We start from the raw sequence: 16,773 nt of genomic DNA, 5'->3' as shown, positions 1-16,773 counted from the left end.
AGTTGTCATGCCCTCACCATCTTTGGGTCACGCCCGATCTTGACAACTGTTCATGCACCTGACACCAGTTGGCGCACCACACACTTTGAAGGGGGCGACCGGCGCATGACCAGGTCCGACAGCGCGGGGTACGACTACGACGTCGTCATCGGCGGAGCCGGCCTCGCCGGCAGCGCCGCGGCGATCCTGCTCGCCCGACGCGGAGTCCGTGTCGCCCTGCTGGAACGCCGCTCGAACCCAGAGGCGTACAAGGTGCTCTGCACCCACTCCCTCACGGCCAACGCCTATCCGGTGCTGGACGAACTCGGCCTCGTCCCCGCCATCGAGAAAGCGGGCGCCGTCCGCAACGAAGCCCGCTGGCACACCCGTTGGGGATGGATCGAGCCGAGGGCCGCGCCGACGGGGCCCGGTCTCCCGTACGCGTACAACATCCGGCGCAGCACCCTGGACCCGATGATCAGGTCACATGCGGCGGAGACCCCCGGTGTCGACCTGCTCATCGGACACCAGGTGACCGGGCTGGTCAGGAGAGCCGGGCGGACCGTGGGGGTGCGCGCGGCGACGCCGCAGGGCGAGCGCGAGATACGGGCCCGCCTGGTGGTCGGTGCCGACGGCAAGGACTCCGCCGTGGCGAAGTTCGCCGGAGTGCCCGCCCGGACCCACCAGAACGCGCGGTTCGGGTACTTCGCACACTTCCGCGACCTTCCGCTGCACGGCGGGATCAGCCACGTCTGGTTTCTCGAACCGGACATGGCGTACGCGTTCCCGAACGACGACGGCGTGACGGTCGTGGCCGTACTCCCGGACAAGAAGCGACTGCCGGCCTTCAGGGCGGACCTGGAGGGCAGCTTCCTCGACTTCTTCCGCGCCCTGCCCGATGCGCCGCCCATCGACTTCGCCGAGCGCGTCACGAAGATCACCGGCACCGTCGACCATCCCCTGCACAGCCGCAAGCCGACCGCGCCGGGCGTCGCGTTCATCGGCGACGCGGCCCTGACCGGCGACCCGCTGTGGGGAGTCGGGTGCGGATGGGCCCTGCAGTCCGCGCAGTGGCTGACGGAGGCGATCGCCCCGGCCGCGACCGGACGGGGCGATCTGGACAGGTCGCTCACGGTGTACGCGCGCAGGCACCGGCGTCGGCTGAGCGGTCACCAGTACCTGGCCGCCGACTTCGCGAAGGCCCGGCCGTTCAACCCCATGGAGCGGCTGATGTTCTCGGCGGCGGCGCGCGACGCGTCCATGGCGCGGCACATGCACCTGTTCGCGTCCCGGCTGATCGGGCCCCTGCGTTTCCTGAATCCGGCGGCGCTGGCCAAGGCCTCGGCCGTCAACCTCAGGCACCGCGGGGCGGCCGGGCGCTCCGGGCCGGCAGCCTAGGCGTCGAGTCCCGGCTTCCAGTCCTGGGCGAGGAGCCCGAGCAGCACCTCGTCCAGGAACTCGCCCAGGACCCAGGCCGACGAGCGCAGCACGCCCTCGCGGACGAATCCGTTGCGTTCGGCGGAGCGCAGCATCGCGGTGTTGTCGGACAGCGTCTCGATCTGCAGCCGGTGCAGGCCGCGCACGACGAATCCGTAGTGACACAGCACCGCGACCACGTCCGTGCCGTACCCCTTGCCGCGGGCGGACGGCAGCAGCCCGAGGCCGATGTGCGCGGCCCGGTTGTGGGTGTCGATGCCCCACAGCGTCGCGGTGCCGACCAGGGTGCCGCTCTCCAGATCCACCACGGAGAACGGGACGATCGCGTCGTTCTTGTCGTCCGCCAGGAGCCGCGGGTCCTTCGAGCCGGGCGTGATCGGCCGCCACGGCCCGCCCTCCGACCGCGAACCGTTGACCACGTCGTCGTAGAGCTCGGTCCGCAGAACCGGGATGTCGTCCTCATGCCGGGCCCTGAGCCCGACCTTGCCGCCCTTTAGCATGCGGTCTTCCTATCCGACCGGGCCGAAGGGCGGCAAACGGATTTGGCCGGGTGCCGTCAGGTGCCGCAGAACTCAGCCTCGATCACCGCGTTGCTGTCGCCCGTCCAGTCACCGTTGAAGTTGAAGGCGAGCGAGTGGCGGCCGTCCCGCGTCGTCACCGCCTCGGTGGTCGAACCGAGGATGCCGCCGTGGTGGCCCCAGACCTGCCGGCCGCAGGTGAGTTCGCGTCGGGCGATGCCGAGGCCGTAGCGGGCCCCGCCGTACTCCGCGCCCATCGAAACGGTCGTCATCATCTCGGCCAACTGCTTCTTCGGCAGGAGTTCGCCGCGCAGCAGGGCCGAGTGGAAGCGGTTCAGGTCGGCGGAGTCGGAGATCATGCCGCCGCTCGTCCAGGCGGCGGACGGGTTGAACTCCGTGACGTCGTACGACGGGCCCGCGGTGTCGTCGGCGAGCTTCGAGTACGCCCTGCTGCTGGGCCGGGGGACGCGCGGGTCGGTCACGGGGGCCGTGGTGTCGCGCAGTCCGAGCGGCTCGGTGATGCGCCGCCGGACCTCGTACGTGTACGGGTGCCCGGTGACCTTCTGGATGATCATCCCGGCGAGAATGTAATTGGTGTCGGAGTAGTGCCAGGACGTGCCCGGCGTGTCATACGGCTCGTACCGCATGGCGATCGCCACCAGCTGCTCCGGGCGCCAGGTGTCGTAGCGGTGTTCGAAGAAGCCGTCACGCAGTCTGAAGGCGCGGGCGAAGTCGGGGTCCGCGTAGTAGTCGTAGATGCCGCTGGTGTGGTTGAGGAGCTGGCGGACGGTGATGACGCTGCCGTCGTGGCCGTTCCCGCGCACGACGCCGGGCAGCCAGCGGTCGACCTTGTCGTCCAGGTCGAGCCTCCCCTCTCCCGCGAGCTGGAGGAGGACCGTCGCCACGAAGGTCTTGGTGATGCTGCCGACGCGGTAGTGGTCCTCGGCGCCGCGCGGGCGCCCGGTCGTGAGGTCGCCGACACCGGAGGTGCCGGTCCAGGTTCTGTGGTGGTCTCTCGCCTGGCCTGTCACGCCGGGCACGCCGTCCCCGACGGCGGCGTCCATGGCCCGTTGGGTGGCGGTGTGGCGGTCGCTCACGGGGGTGGGGGCATGGAGAGCGGGGGCGGCCGGGGGAGCGGCTGCGGCGGGTGCGGCGAGCGACCCCGCGGCAGCCGCTATCGCCGCCGCCAACGCCGTCATGCCCACCAGGGTGGTCCGTGCTGTTAGTGCTGTTCGTGTTGTTCGTGCTGACATCTGTGGTCCCCTTCGTCGTTGCAGCAGGTGACACGGGGGACCGGGCGGGCCGGTGAGCAGGTTGCCTGTCCGCGCGGGGGTTGAGTACGTTTCAGCCGTTCTTCACTGGCGGCGCGTTGGCCGAGGACCCGTTCATCGACGGTCCGTTGAGGTTCCCGCCCACACCGTGGGGGTCCGGCCCGACCACGGGCTTGCCTGTTCGAGCTGTCCGGCGAGGCGGAAGAGACGGCCTTCGCGCCCGTATCCGGCGGCGAACTGCATACCGATCGGGAGCCCCGTCCCGGCGTCGGCCGTCACCGGCACGGACATGGCGGGTGTGCCCGCCACATTGAACGCCGTCGTGAACGGTGAGCGGTCGTTGAGGCGGTCGATCCACCCCAGGCCGTCCAGCGCGTCCGACCCCTCGGCGAAGGTGCCCAGCGGCAGGGGCAGGTCGGGCAGGGTCGGGGTGAGCAGCACGTCGTGGGTGTCGAAGTGCCGTGCCAGGCTGCGGGCGACCCGGTTCCTGACCGCGAGCGCGGCGACGAACTGGGCGCCGCTCACCCGCTGCCCGTAGTGGTAACCGGCCAGGGTCACCGGCTCGAGGGTCGAGGTGTCGACGGGCCGGCCGAAGGCGGCGGCCAGCTCGTCGACCGACGCCGTGAGATTCGCCGTCATCAGGCGCGCGGTGGCCAGGACGAACTCCTCCCAGCCGATGCCGAGGTCCACCTCGGCCTCCACCACCTGATGGCCGAGGGATTCGAGCAGCCGGACAGTACGGGAGAGGGCGTCGGACACCGGTGCGGTGGTGCGGCTTCCGCCCCATGCCTGGGGGAGGACGCCGATCCGCAGCGAGCCCGGGGCTCGGCCCACCTCCTCCACGTACGGCCGGGCCGGCTGCTGTGCGAAGTAGGGGTCGCCCGGCTCCGGGCCGCGGAACTGGTCGAGCAGCGCCGCACTGTCGCGGACCGTGCGGCTGACGACGCCGGGCACCGCAAGACCGTTGAAGACCTCGTCGGCGCCGGGGCCCATGGAGACGCGACCCCGGGTGGGCTTCAACCCGAAGAGACCGTTGCAGGAAGCGGGTATGCGCAGCGAGCCGGCGGCATCGGTGGCGTGTGCGGCCGGGACCACCCCGGCGGCGACGGCCGCGCCCGCGCCACCGCTGGAACCGCCCGCGCTCCGCTCCGGGTCCCACGGGTTGCGGGTCGGACCGTACGGCGCCGGTTCCGTGGTGATGCTGTAGGCCATCTCCGGTGTCGCCGTACGCCCGAACGTCACGAGGCCGGCGCGACGGAAGCGAAGCATCAGCGAGGAGTCGGCGCGGGCGACGTTCCCGGCGGCGAGACGGCTGCCCAGTTCCATCCGCCTCCCGGCCATGGACACCCCGATGTCCTTGATGAGGAAAGGCACGCCGGCCAGCGGTGCCGACGGAGTGGCGGCTGGGTTGGGGCCGGGGCCGGGGCCGGGGCCGTCGTCCGTCGGCCATGTCTCGACGACGGCGTTGATCCGCGGATCGACCGTCCGTACGGCCTCGCGGGCGGCAGCTTCAAGTTCGGCGGAGGTCACCTCGCCTCCGGCCACCAGCTCCGCGAGTCCGACCGCGTCGTGCTTCACGTACTCGGCAACTCTCACCGCACACTCCCAACATAGATGACAATACCGGTCAGTCCCTCACGATACCGAACGGTATCGTGAGGGGCGACTTGGTATCGTAGCGAGAGGTGGGAGGCCCTCGCCGACCGGACGTCTCACGGAGCAGGCAACAGGTATGGCATCGACCGACAGCAGGCCGAGCAGGGTGGCGAAGCTGCCGCCGCGTGAGCGCATCCTCGACGCGGCGGAGGAGCTCTTCCAGAGCGAGGGGATCCGACGGGTGGGCGTCCAGGCGATCGCCGAGCGGGCCGAGACCACCAAGATGGCGATCTACCGGCACTTCGAGACCAAGGACGCCCTCGTCGCGGAGTGGCTGCGCATCGTCGCCGCCGACTACCAGGCGGCCTTCGACCGGGTCGAGGCCGAGCACCCGGGCCGGCCGAGGGAACAGATTCTGGGCCTCGCCCGCTTCATCGCCGACGGACTGCCGGCGCTCTCGTACCGGGGCTGTCCGTTCATCAACTCCCTTGCCGAGCTGCCCGACCGCTCCCATCCCGCGCGGCAGGTGATCGAGGACCACAAGGCCCGGCAGACCCGCAGGCTGGTCGCGATGTGCGCCGACGCCGGGCTGCCCGACCCCGAACAGACCGCGGCCGAGATCACTTTCGTGCTCGAAGGCGCCCAGGTCAGCACGCAGAACGGGAGCATCGATCAGGCGGGGGACCGGCTGATGAGAATCGTCGAGGCGATCATCGCCTAGGGCCTGTCAGCCCCAACCTCAGCCCCAACCTCAGCCCCAACCCCAGTTTCAACCTCAGCTTCAGCCTCGGCAGATGCAGAAGGGGTGCCCCGCCGGATCGGTGAGGACCCGCGCCCTGGCCGCCTCGTGGGGCTGGTGATCCGGCTTGCCCGCGCCGAGCTCGAGCAGCCGGGCCTCCGCCTCGTCCAGATCGGCGACGTCGAAGCAGAGGTGCAGTTGCTGGGGGACGCTCTGGCCGGGCCAGCGCGGAGCCCGGTAGTCGTCGACCCGTTGGAAGCCGATGAAGAGTCCGTCGCCCCGGTTGAGACCCGCGAAGTCGGCGTCCGACTTCGGGTGCGGCTCGAGGCCGGTGGCCTGCTGGTAGAACGCCGCCAGCGCCAGTGGGTCAGGGCAGTCGAGCGTTATCGCAGCCAGCTTCATGTACGGGGACATGGCACCTCCGGACCGATCAGTGGGCATTCGCGCTGACCACCCTAGAGGTGGCGCCCTGAGAGGTGGCGCCCTGAGAGATGGCGCCGAGTCGGCCGGCCTCGGCGCAAAGGTTCTCAGAGCATGATGAGCAGACGCGTCTTCGGCTTGAGTTTCCTGTTCACGGAACGGCTCTGCACATAGACCTCCAGCTTGGGATTGTTACCCGCCTTGACGGAGACGGTGCCCTGAATTCCCGTGCCGAAAAGAAGGCTGCGCGCCGCGTCTCCCGTGTAGGCGCGGTCGGTTTCCTTCTCCACCACGATGACTTCCTTGTTCGGCTGCACCTGGGCCCGGGCGCCCAATTGGTAGTAACACGCGCCGCGTTCGTACGACACGCCCGGATGTGAATTGACGAAGGGGCGGATCTCGATCTCCTTGTCGACCTTCAACAGCCGGTACCTGTCGGCGGGAATCGGTTCGAGGTTCGCCCGCACTTCGTCCACCGAAATGTCCTGGCCGACCGCGAACAGGTTCTTCGTGCCGCGCATGCCCTGCTCCCGGCCCCGGAGGAAGCTGGTGGCGGCGGCGCGCACGGTGCCGATCGCCTCCTCGACGCCCTGCTGGGAATCCGCGTCCCAGATGGCGATGTTCCCGGCCGGGAAGCCGTAGTTCTGCGCGGTCCGCTTGGCCAGGGAGTTCGGCACGAGGATCGCGGAGGTCCAGTGGCCGGGGAGGCCGCCCATCTTCGCCGCGATCCTGTCGAGCCAGGGGCCGAGGATGGTCATGTCGCCGTCGTGCCGCCGATCGCCGCCCGACGCGTTCTCCTCGCCGTCCGTCACCACGATCTGGAGGAAACTGTGCTCGCCGTACTCCTCCCATATGTGTCCCAAGTCGTCCAGGGACTTCAAGGAGGCCTCGATCAGAGCCGTGGCGCCGTTGTTGACCCGGTACAGGCCGCGCATGGACGGGAGATGCTTCACGTCCATGTCCCAGACCAGGTTCTCCACCCTGTGGTCGAAGGAGTACAGGCTGATCCGGGTCTCGTGGCCGAGGCTGTCGGATTCGGCCTTCAAGCCCGCCACGAACTCGTCCACAACGCGAATGAGTTGGCTCTGGTGCTGATGCATGGAACCCGAACAGTCCACTACCAAAGCGACGTGATTCACCTTGTGCTGAATCTTGTTTGCGGACATGCTTTCGCTCCCCCTTCGAGGCTCCCCGAGTGATGTGTTCACTCTATGGGGAGGCACTGACAATCGCGTTTGGCGTTGTCCGCGTGGACTCGCGCGAGGCCGGCTCGCATGGCCGGTTGCAGAGAGGGGAGTTTGACCTCAACTCCCTTACGGGATAGGCCCGTACGAGCGGCAGGGCGGAGGGTTGTGGTCATGAGGTCACACGACGGGGTGCCCGGCAGGGGTGGCCGAGCGGTGGTGCTGGGCGCGGGGATGGCGGGGATGCTCGCGGCCGGTGTCCTGTCCGGCTGGATGGACGAGGTGGTGCTCGTCGACCGGGACCGCATGCCGACGGGGGCCGGGCCGCGTCGGGGGCTGCCGCAGGCCCGCCACGCGCACATGGTGATGTCCGGCGGCGCACGCGTCGTGGAGGAGCTGCTGCCGGGCACGGTCGAGGCATGGGTGGCGGCGGGCGCGCGGAGAGTGATGGTGACGGAGGGGATCGTCGTGCTCGGGCCGGGGGGCTGGTTCCCGCGCAGGCCCGGCACGAAGTTCCTCGTCTCCTGCACCCGGGACCTGCTCGACGCGGTGGTGCGCGAGCGTGTCCTGGCCCTGCCGCAGGTGGTCCTGCGGGACGGCACCGAGGTGGTGGAGCTGCTCGGTGCCGCGCGCCGCGTGACCGGAGTGGCGGTACGGGAGACCGGCGGCGGCCCGGTCGACAATCTTGAGGCGGATCTGGTGGTCGACGCGTCGGGCCGCGGCTCGCAGGCCGCCCGCCACCTCGCGCGCCTCGGGCTGCCCGCCGTCCGGGAGGAGACCGTGGACGCAGGACAGGTCTACGCCACCCGGCTCTTCATTGCGCCCTCGGGCACGGAGCACTTCCCCATGGTCAGCATCCAGCCCGACCCACGCTCCGGGGGCCCCGGCCGGGGCGCCACCTTGCTGCCCGTCGAGGACGGCCGGTGGCTGGTCACCGTCGCGGGGACCCGTGGTGCCGAACCCGCCAGGAACGCCGCTGACTTCGAGCCGTTCGCCCGGAGCCTGCGCGATCCCCTCCTGGCCGACCTCATATCCCGTGCGGAGCCCCTGACCGACGTCCACCTCACCCGCAGCACCGTCAACCGCCGCCGCCGCTTCGAACGGCTCACCGCCGCACCGGACGGGTTCATCGCCCTGGGCGACGCGGTCGCCACCTTCAACCCCGTGTATGGACAAGGGCTGTCGGTGGCGGCGCACAGCGCGGCAGCACTGGACCGAGCCCTGCACCGGCGGCAGCCCCAAGCCGCGGGGTTCGCCCGGCACGTCCAGCGGGCAGTGGCCCGCACCACGGCAGGACCCTGGGACCTGGCCACCGGCGAGGACCTCAACTACCCCGGCACCAAAGGGAAACGACCGCCGCCGACGGCCCGGCTGCTGCGCGGCTACACCCAGCGGATGATGCGGTCCGCCACCGGCAACCCCGCAGTCCTGATGGCGCTGACGGACCTCATGACCCTGTCCGCGTCACTGACCTGCCTCGCCAGGCCCGCGGTGCTGCTCGGCGTCGCGCGGGGCCCCGGCCGCGACGCGCAGCACAGCCCGCCCATCACAGCCGAGGAACTCGCGCTGTGCGGGCTCGGCGGCACACGACGCTGAACCGACCGCCCCGCCCCCCTCTGCACTCGCCACTACGTGGCCGAAATTCATCACCTCCCCGCACCGTTACTGCTGGCATGCCTTCGAGACTTGACCAGAAGCGCACAGCTATTGACGTGACTCGTTCATGAAATTTATGGTCCCTGGACCCTCGCAGGTGAACCAGAGTGACGGAGAACAATGACGTACTCCCTCGGTGCGCTGCCGCGTGCCGCCCGACTGACCGCGGTGCTGCTGGCGGGAGCCCTCGTCGCCTCGGTGCCGCCGGCCGCCTCCCAGACGGCGCAGACGGCCCGGAGCAGTGACGACGACACGGCTGCGGAGTGCCGGAAGGGTGACGGCTGGACGCTCGCCACCACCACCCGCGCCGATGCCGCCGACACGCACCACGCCTTCGTCGGCAACGGCTATCTGGGCCAGCGGGTGCCGCCGAACGGGTCCGGTTACACCGACAGCGAGGCCAAGACCGGCTGGCCGCTGTTCACCCCGCGCTACGACGGCTCCTTCGTGTCCGGCCTGTACGCGCACAACAAGAAGACCGCCGAGGACCGGCAGGCTGTCGCGGCGCTGCCCACCTGGACCGCGCTCACCGTCGGCACCGGCGGGCCCCGGGGCGATACCTTCAACTCTTCTACACCGGCCGGACACATTTCCGACTATCGTCAGTCGCTCTTTCTCCACTGCGGCCTCGTCCGTACGTCGCTGACCTGGACGGCCGCCGACGGCCGCCGCACCGACCTCGTGTACGAGGTGCTCGCCGACCGCGCCGATCCGCACGTAGGTGCCGTACGCATGAGCATGACGCCGCACTGGAACGGCAGGGCGACCGTCACCGACATGCTCGACGGCCGGGGCGCGCGGCGCATCCGGCAGACGGGCGGCGGAGACCGGACCGGCGAGAACCGCGGCGGCCGGACCGCGCCGAGCATGGACGTCGCCTTCCGCACGGAAGGCACGAAGACCGAAGGGGCCGTCGCCTCCACCCTGCACGCCGGCCGCGGAGCGCACACCGTCACAGCCCAACGGGCCAAGCGCGCAAAGGACCTGACCACACGTCAGGAATTCGCCCTGCCGGTCCGGCGCGGACAGTCGTACGACTTCACCAAGTACGTCGGCGTCGACACGGCCCTGACCTCGCGAGCACCGCGCCGGGACGCCACCGCCGCCTCACGACGGGCCGCCGACCGCGGCTGGCAGGACCTCCTCCGCTCCCACACCGCCGCCTGGTCCCGGCTGTGGCGCGGCGACATCCAGGTGCACGGGCGGCGCGAGATGCAGTCGTGGGTGCGCTCCGCACAGTACGGGCTGCTCTCCAACACCCGTGAGGGTGCGGCGAACAGCATCGCCCCGGCGGGGCTGACCAGCGACAACTACGCGGGCCTCGTCTTCTGGGACGCCGAGACCTGGATGTACCCGGGCCTGCTCGCCACCCGCCCCGAGCTCGCCAGGTCCGTGGTCGACTACCGCTACCGGACCCGCGCGGCCGCCCGCGAGAACGCCCGCGAACTCGGCTACCGCGGTCTCTTCTACCCCTGGAACAGCGGAAGTTCGGGCGACCTGGCCAAGGAGTGCCACAGCGTCGACCCGCCGCACTGCCGCACCCAGGTCCACCTCCAGTCCGACATCTCCCTGGCGACCTGGCAGTACTACCTGGCCACCAAGGACACGCGCTGGCTGCGCGAGCGCGGCTGGCCGGTCATGAAGGGCATCGCCGAGTTCTGGGCGGGCCGCGTCAGCCGCAACAAGGACGGCAGCTACTCGATCAAGGACACGGCCGGGCCCGACGAGTACAGCAACGGCGTCGACGACGCGGTCTTCACCAACGCCGGCGCCGTGACCGCCCTGCGCCACGCCACCCGCGCCGCCGAACTGCTCGGCAAGCGGGCCCCCGCCGAGTGGAAGGCCGTAGCCGACCGCATCCGCATCCCGTACGACGAGCGCCGCAAGGTCTTCCAGCAGTACGACGGTTACGACGGCAGCACCATCAAGCAGGCCGACACGGTCCTCCTGATGTATCCGCTGGAGTGGAAGATGCCCGAGGGCGCGGCGGCCGCCACCCTCGACTACTACGCGGAGCGCACCGACCCGGACGGCCCGGCCATGACGGACTCGGTGCACGCCATCGACGCCGCGGGGATCGGTGAGCCCGGCTGCTCCACGTACACCTACCTGGAGCGTTCCATCAAGCCGTTCGTACGCGGCCCCTTCGCGCAGTTCTCCGAGGCCCGCGGCGACAAGGCGGGCGCCGAGGACCCCCTGTCGGGCTCGCCCGCGCACGACTTCCTCACCGGCAAGGGCGGGTTCCTGCAGACCTTCACCAACGGCCTGACCGGCATGCGGATGCGGGAGAACCGTCTGCACCTCGACCCGATGCTCCCTCCGCAGCTCGACCGCGGCGTGACCCTGCGCGGACTGACCTGGCAGGGGCGCACGTACGACATCGAACTCCGCGCCCACCGCACCACCGTGCGCCTCACCGACGGTGAGCCGATGACGCTCGACACGCCGCAGGGCGAGCAGATCGTCGGCAAGGGCAGCCCCGCCGTCCTCAAGACCCGCCGCCCCGACCTGACACCCACCACCAACGCGGCCCGCTGCACCGCCGCCGAAGCCTCGTCCGAGCAGCCCGGCATGTACGCGGGCGCCGCCGTCGACGGCAACTCCGCCACGGCCTGGGTCCCGGACGGCGCGCGCGGCCACCTGACGACGGACCTTCACAAGCCCGTCCGCGTCCACAAGGTCACGCCCGTCTGGACCGCCACCGAGCCGGCCGCCCACACCGTGGAACTCTCCCTCGACGGCCGCCACTGGCACCGCGCGGAGACGGACGACGCGCGACTCGCACGGTACGTACGGGTGACGGTGCGCGGCGACGAGGGCGCGAAGAAGCACCCCGGCATCGCCGAGCTGAGGGTGGACTAGCGAGGCACCAGGCAGCGAGGGGAGCCGGTGTGCTCTGCCGGGCGGGAGCTGGTCGCTCCCGCCCGGCCGCACCGCGCCGCGTCAGGCCGTCAGAGCTCGGCCAGCTCCGCCCGGACCGTCCTGGCCGCCGAGACCAGGTTCTCCAGGGACGTGCGGGTCTCGGGCCAGCCGCGCGTCTTGAGACCGCAGTCGGGATTGACCCACAGCCGCTCGGCGGGAATGGCGTCAAGTCCCTTGCGCAGCAAGGCCGCTGCCTCCTCGGCGCTCGGCACGCGCGGGGAGTGGATGTCGTACACACCGGGTCCCGCCTCGCGCGGGTACCCGTGGGCGGCGAGTTCGCGCGCGACCTGCATGTGGGAGCGGGCCGCCTCCAGGCTGATGACGTCGGCGTCGAGGTCGTCGATGGCCTGGACGACGTCGCCGAACTCGGCGTAGCACATGTGCGTGTGGATCTGCGTGTCCGGACGCACCCCGCTGGTGGTGAGACGGAACGACTCCGTGGCCCACGCCAGATAGCCGGGGTGGTCGGCGGCGCGCAGCGGCAACGTCTCGCGCAGCGCGGGTTCGTCGACCTGGATGACCCGGGTCCCCGCCCTTTCCAGGTCGTCGACCTCGTCGCGCAGGGCGAGGGCCACCTGCCGTGCGGTGTCGCCGAGCGGCTGGTCGTCGCGGACGAACGACCACGCCAGCATGGTGACGGGGCCGGTGAGCATGCCCTTGACGGGACGGCCGGTCAGGGATTGGGCGTACGTCGTCCAGCGCACCGTCATCGGCTCGGGACGGGAGATGTCACCGGCGAGGATCGGCGGCCGCACATAGCGGGTGCCGTACGACTGGACCCAGCCGTGCTGTGTGGCGAGGTAGCCGGTGAGCTGCTCGGCGAAGTACTGCACCATGTCGTTGCGCTCGGGCTCGCCGTGCACCAGGACGTCGATGCCCGTCTTCTCCTGGAAGGCGATCACTTCCCGGATCTCGGCCCTGATGCGCTCCTCGTACCCGGCGCCGTCGATCCGCCCGGCCCGCAGATCGGCGCGGGCGGACCGCAGTTCACCGGTCTGCGGGAAGGAGCCGATGGTCGTCGTCGGCAGGAGCGGGAGGCCGAGGGCGGCGCGCTGGGCAGCAGCCCGCTCCGCGTACGGCTGGGAACGCCGGGCGTCGGCGCCGGTGACGGCTCCGGTACGGGCTCGGACGGCCGGGTCGCGGGTGATGGGGGAGCCCGCCCGGGAGGCCAGATCAGCGCGGTTCGCGGCGAGTTGGGTGGAGATCGTGTCGGTGCCCTGGGCCAGGCCCCGGGCGAGGGTCACGATCTCGCCGGTCTTCTGGCGGGCGAAGGCCAGCCAGCGCAGGATCTGTGGCTCGATGTCACGTTCGAGGGCGGTGTCGATGGGAACGTGGAGGAGCGAGCAGGAGGCGGCGACGTCGACCCGGTCGGCGAGGCCGAGCAGGGTGCCGAGGGTGGCGAGCGACTGCTCCAGGTCGTTGACCCAGATGTTGCGGCCGTTGACGACACCGGCGACCAGCCGCTTGCCAGGCAGCCCGCCGACGGCGGCGAGCGCGTCGAGGTTGGCGGCGGCCGCCTCGGTGAAATCGAGGGCGAGGCCGTCGACCGGGGCCTTCGCGAGCACCGGCAGGGCATCGCCGAGCCGGTCGAAGTACGAGGCGACAAGCAGCTTGGGGCGGTCCGTGAGGGCGCCCAGGTCGCGGTAGGCGCGCTCGGCGGCGTTCAGTTCGGCCGGCGTGCGGTCCTGGACGAGGGCGGGCTCGTCGAGCTGCACCCACTCGGCGCCCGCCGCCCGCAGGTCCGCGAGCACCTCGGCGTACACCGGCAGGAGACGGTCGAGGAGGGTCAGCGGATCGAAGTCGGCGGCCACACCGGGCGCGGGCTTGGCCAGCAGCAGGTAGGTGACCGGGCCGACGAGGACGGGCCGGGCCGAAAGACCCAGCGCCCGCGCCTCCTCGAACTCGGTGACCTGCTTGGTGGAGTCGGCGCTGAACACCGTCCCCGGCCCCAACTCCGGCACGAGGTAGTGATAGTTGGTGTCGAACCACTTCGTCATCTCCAGCGGCGCCACGTCCTGCGTGCCGCGCGCCATCGCGAAATAGCCGTCGAGCGGGTCCGTGTCGACCGCGGCGCGGTGCCGTTCGGGGACGGCGCCGACCATGACGGTGGTGTCCAGAACGTGGTCGTAGTGCGAGAAGTCGCCGGTCGGAACTTCGCCGATGCCGGCGTCGGCGAGCTCCCGCCAGTTGGCCCGGCGCAGTGCGGCGGAGGCGGTACGGAGGGCGTCAGCGGTGACACGGCCCTTCCAGTAGCCCTCGATCGCCTTCTTCAGTTCGCGGTTGCGGCCCTGACGGGGGTAGCCGTACACGGTGGCTCGTGCTGCCGCGGCTGCGGTCCTGCTGGTCACGGAGATCTCCTTCGCGAGATGAATCCCTGAGATCCCGGGGACGGGACGAGAGCGCGAAGGGGCGACCTACCGGACAGTACGAGTGCGCGCGGTGGCGCGGTCGTCCGTCCGATATGTGCGCCGACCCGCCCTCGAGGTCACCGGGATGTCCGCGCCCGAAACGGTTCGTGCGCGGACAGCGGGCAGGTCTTCGGACTCGCGGGCACATCCTCACGGGGGAGGACACCTACTGGCCGTCGCTTCCCGGGACCGGTCTCCGGTCCCAGTGCGTGTGACGGCGGTCGTTCCCGCTCACCGCTGCGGGGCAGTCCCGGATTCTCACCGGGTTCCCTCTTACGACGCTCCCGCCTGGCGGACGGGGCGAACCAGCTGCACTGATCACCATACGGCGCCGTCCGCAGGCGGGCCGGGCCGGGACCGGATCCGAAAGGTGAGCTGCGACACGCGGCGCCGGACCGGCCGGCTATCCCGAACACTCCCGGGCCCGGCGCCCGGCGCCGCTGAGCAGGTCGACGCGCTGTCCCGCCCCTTCCTTGAGGACGTAGAGGGTGCCGTCCTCGGGCGTCCAGTAGCGGGGAACCAGAAAGACGCGGTCTCCGGAGACGTGGAACAGACGCAGCCCGCCGTACTCGTACGCGTACCGGCTGCCCTGGTCGGTGACGCGGCGGAAGCAGCTGCCGCCGCCGCGGATCATCAGATCCTTCTCGCTGAAGACGACGACGGCGGGGAAATCGCCGCTGAGCAGGGTCCGCTCGGTCAGCTCCGCCCGGCCGCGGCCCGCGATCGCCGCGTACGTCGACACGGCCCAGAACAGCGACAGGACACAGACGAAGAGCGTGAGCCCCCAGAGGCGCAGGTCCGGGCGGTCACGGGTGCGGGCGTACGCGGTGAGCGCGAAGCCGCCGATCGTGGTGAGCGGCAGCAACAGGTCGAACAGCCAGGGACTGAGCGGATACAGCGGTACGAGGGCGAGGGGCACCGCCCACGCGAATCGCAGCACGCGCACGGCGCGGGCGAGCCGTTCCGGTTCGCCCGCCGCCCAGCGGAGCAGTCCGAGCGCGCCGAGCGCGATGCCTGCCGCGCACCAGGCCGGGAGGTAGAGGGCCCCGACGCTGCGCAGCAGGTAGTCGCTGGTGGAGAAGTGGAAGACGGTGTCGCGCAGACCGAGGGCTTTGGTCTCGGCGTCGGTGCTCGCCCAGCCGAAGTAGAACAGGACGGCGGTCAGGAGAGTGACGAGGGAACCGATGGCTCCGACGATCTCGACCCAGCCGATGGCGGGTTCGGGGAGGGCCGGGGGCGGGGCCGGAGCTGGAGCCGGGCCCGGGGCGGGGTCCGGAGTCGGCGCTGGGGCGGGCTGTGGGGCAGGGGAGGGCCGGGGTGCCGGATCAGGGTCGGCGGGCGGTTGCGGTCCGGGTTGCGGCCGCGGTTCAGGAGGCCCGGTCATCGGTGCAGGGCGCCGGACATGGGTGACGCGGAGGAGGGCGACGGAGACTGCTGGACGCCGCTCCAGTCGACGGTGAACGCCGCCTGCTTGGCCACCCTCGCGCCGCTCTTCGTCACGAGCGTCACGTCGATGACCGTCGGACGCCGGCCCTCGAAGCGGTCGGGTCCCGGCAGGTCGACGGTGACCGTCCCGTCCTTGCAGCACCGCACCTTGTCGTCCTCGTCGCCGAAGGGTTCGAGGACGACCGGAGCCGTCAGCTCCGCGGCACGCAGCTCCACGGTGTCCGGCGCGTCGGGCCACGTGCCGTAGAAGCCGATCGACGCGCCCGGCGCGACGCTGCGATCCGTGGCGCTGATCGTGTTGCCGCAGGCCGCGACACCCGCGGGAGCGGACCGCAGCACCACCGGCTCGCCGGGATGCCGCTGGTGGTACGCGACGAAGCGCTGCAGAACCGCGAAGGCGTCACCGTCCTTGCAGAGGTAGTCGTCGGTCCCCGGCCGGTAACCGGCCGCGCGCAACCCCGCTTCGGCCCTGACCGCGATGTTCAGCCCGTCCCGCTCGCCGTGCGCGGCCTTGCAGATCCCGGCCAGCCCTTCGATGACCTTCCAGGACGCGGGCGACGCCGAGTTGTCGGGCCGCTTGTCGGGGTCGACCGCGCTGTCGTACGCCTGCCGGCACTCGCCCTTCTGGAGCGCGTCATACATGCTGTCGGGCTCGGGCGCCTCGTCCGTGTTGGGCGACTTGGGCCCCCACGGCAGCCAGCCCGGCGGCTTCCCGCCCCCGCGGCCCCCGTCGCCGTCCCGGTCGCTGTCACCCTCCCCGCCACCGTCCTTGTCGCCGTCGCCGTCGCCGTCGCCGTCGCCGTCGCCGTCGCCGTCGCCGTCGCCGTCCCGGCCGCCGGTCTGCCACGAGCCTTCCGTCGAACGCCCCGATGAACCACCCGATGAACCGCCCGACGGCCCGTCCGTTCCTCCGCCCGTCGGGCCGCCCCCGCCGGAGCCACCGCTCCCGCTCGCGGTGCCCGTGCCACCGCCGACGGAGTTCGCGCCCGCACTGGTGCCCCCGTCCGAGGAGCCTCCCCCGGCCCCGCCGCCCCGCGCCCCGCCATCGGGCGACGCGACCCCGCGTATCCCGAAGAACAGCCCCAGCACCAGGACGAACCCGACGGCGGCAAAGGCCCAGACCGGCACCCGAACAGCGCCCGAACCGGAGCGAACAGCCATGACGGCACCCCCGTATCGCCTCCCCACATCATGCTG

General features: G+C 71.2%; 12 protein-coding genes and 1 riboswitch. Of the genes, 4 read left to right on the top strand and 8 right to left on the bottom strand.

Annotated features, from left to right (window positions below; genetic code table 11):
- The first annotated feature begins 105 nt into the window (after positions 1-105).
- On the top strand, positions 106-1,377 hold the full coding sequence (locus AB0N81_RS10250; RefSeq protein WP_365357334.1) for an NAD(P)/FAD-dependent oxidoreductase: 1,272 nt from the start codon (positions 106-108) through the stop codon (positions 1,375-1,377).
- Here the strand turns inward: AB0N81_RS10250 and AB0N81_RS10245 are convergent.
- The 3 genes from AB0N81_RS10245 to AB0N81_RS10235 all read right to left on the bottom strand — a co-directional run bounded on the left by AB0N81_RS10245 (position 1,374) and on the right by AB0N81_RS10235 (position 4,801).
- Complete coding sequence (locus AB0N81_RS10245) at positions 1,374-1,916, bottom strand: GNAT family protein (RefSeq protein ID WP_365357333.1); 543 nt, start codon at positions 1,914-1,916, stop codon at positions 1,374-1,376. The genes AB0N81_RS10250 and AB0N81_RS10245 overlap by 4 nt on opposite strands.
- 56 nt (positions 1,917-1,972) lie before the next feature.
- Complete coding sequence (locus AB0N81_RS10240) at positions 1,973-3,133, bottom strand: serine hydrolase domain-containing protein (protein ID WP_365357332.1); 1,161 nt, start codon at positions 3,131-3,133, stop codon at positions 1,973-1,975.
- A gap of 186 nt (positions 3,134-3,319) precedes the next feature.
- Entirely contained in the window at positions 3,320-4,801 is a 1,482-nt protein-coding gene (locus AB0N81_RS10235) for an amidase (protein ID WP_365357331.1), read from the bottom strand.
- Positions 4,802-4,937: 136 nt separating this feature from the next.
- On the opposite strand from AB0N81_RS10235, the gene AB0N81_RS10230 reads away from it, so the two are divergent.
- On the top strand, positions 4,938-5,522 hold the full coding sequence (locus AB0N81_RS10230; protein ID WP_365357330.1) for a helix-turn-helix domain-containing protein: 585 nt from the start codon (positions 4,938-4,940) through the stop codon (positions 5,520-5,522).
- Between the two features lie 60 nt (positions 5,523-5,582).
- Here AB0N81_RS10230 and AB0N81_RS10225 read toward each other — a convergent pair whose 3' ends face one another.
- Together AB0N81_RS10225 and AB0N81_RS10220 are read right to left on the bottom strand one after the other, a co-directional pair.
- Positions 5,583-5,954 (bottom strand): VOC family protein, encoded by a 372-nt coding sequence (locus AB0N81_RS10225; protein ID WP_365357329.1) that lies wholly within the window; start codon positions 5,952-5,954, stop codon positions 5,583-5,585.
- Positions 5,955-6,067: 113 nt separating this feature from the next.
- Positions 6,068-7,126, bottom strand: coding sequence for a vWA domain-containing protein (locus AB0N81_RS10220; RefSeq protein ID WP_365357328.1), 1,059 nt, complete (start codon positions 7,124-7,126; stop codon positions 6,068-6,070).
- Positions 7,127-7,318: 192 nt separating this feature from the next.
- Here AB0N81_RS10220 and AB0N81_RS10215 point away from each other — a divergent pair, with 192 nt between their 5' ends.
- Complete coding sequence (locus AB0N81_RS10215) at positions 7,319-8,740, top strand: FAD-dependent monooxygenase (RefSeq protein WP_365357327.1); 1,422 nt, start codon at positions 7,319-7,321, stop codon at positions 8,738-8,740.
- 180 nt (positions 8,741-8,920) lie between these two features.
- Entirely contained in the window at positions 8,921-11,662 is a 2,742-nt protein-coding gene (locus tag AB0N81_RS10210) for a glycosyl hydrolase family 65 protein (protein WP_365357326.1), read from the top strand.
- An 89-nt stretch (positions 11,663-11,751) separates the two neighbouring features.
- Here the strand turns inward: AB0N81_RS10210 and metE are convergent, their stop codons facing one another.
- From metE to AB0N81_RS10195, 3 genes are all read right to left on the bottom strand, one after another.
- Complete coding sequence (gene metE, locus AB0N81_RS10205; RefSeq protein WP_365357325.1) at positions 11,752-14,070, bottom strand: 5-methyltetrahydropteroyltriglutamate--homocysteine S-methyltransferase; 2,319 nt, start codon at positions 14,068-14,070, stop codon at positions 11,752-11,754.
- A gap of 163 nt (positions 14,071-14,233) precedes the next feature.
- Positions 14,234-14,455: riboswitch (cobalamin riboswitch) on the bottom strand.
- A gap of 78 nt (positions 14,456-14,533) precedes the next feature.
- Positions 14,534-15,514, bottom strand: coding sequence for a hypothetical protein (locus AB0N81_RS10200; protein WP_365357324.1), 981 nt, complete (start codon positions 15,512-15,514; stop codon positions 14,534-14,536).
- On the bottom strand, positions 15,511-16,737 hold the full coding sequence (locus tag AB0N81_RS10195) for a hypothetical protein (RefSeq protein WP_365357323.1): 1,227 nt from the start codon (positions 16,735-16,737) through the stop codon (positions 15,511-15,513). The genes AB0N81_RS10200 and AB0N81_RS10195 overlap by 4 nt, the downstream gene beginning before the upstream one ends.
- Positions 16,738-16,773 lie beyond the last annotated feature (36 nt).

This window comes from Streptomyces sp. NPDC093510 (assembly GCF_040683555.1).
In the GTDB taxonomy this organism is placed as follows: domain Bacteria; phylum Actinomycetota; class Actinomycetes; order Streptomycetales; family Streptomycetaceae; genus Streptomyces.
The sequence above is the reverse complement of the archived record's forward strand: the minus strand, read 5'-3'. Positions and strand labels throughout refer to the sequence as shown.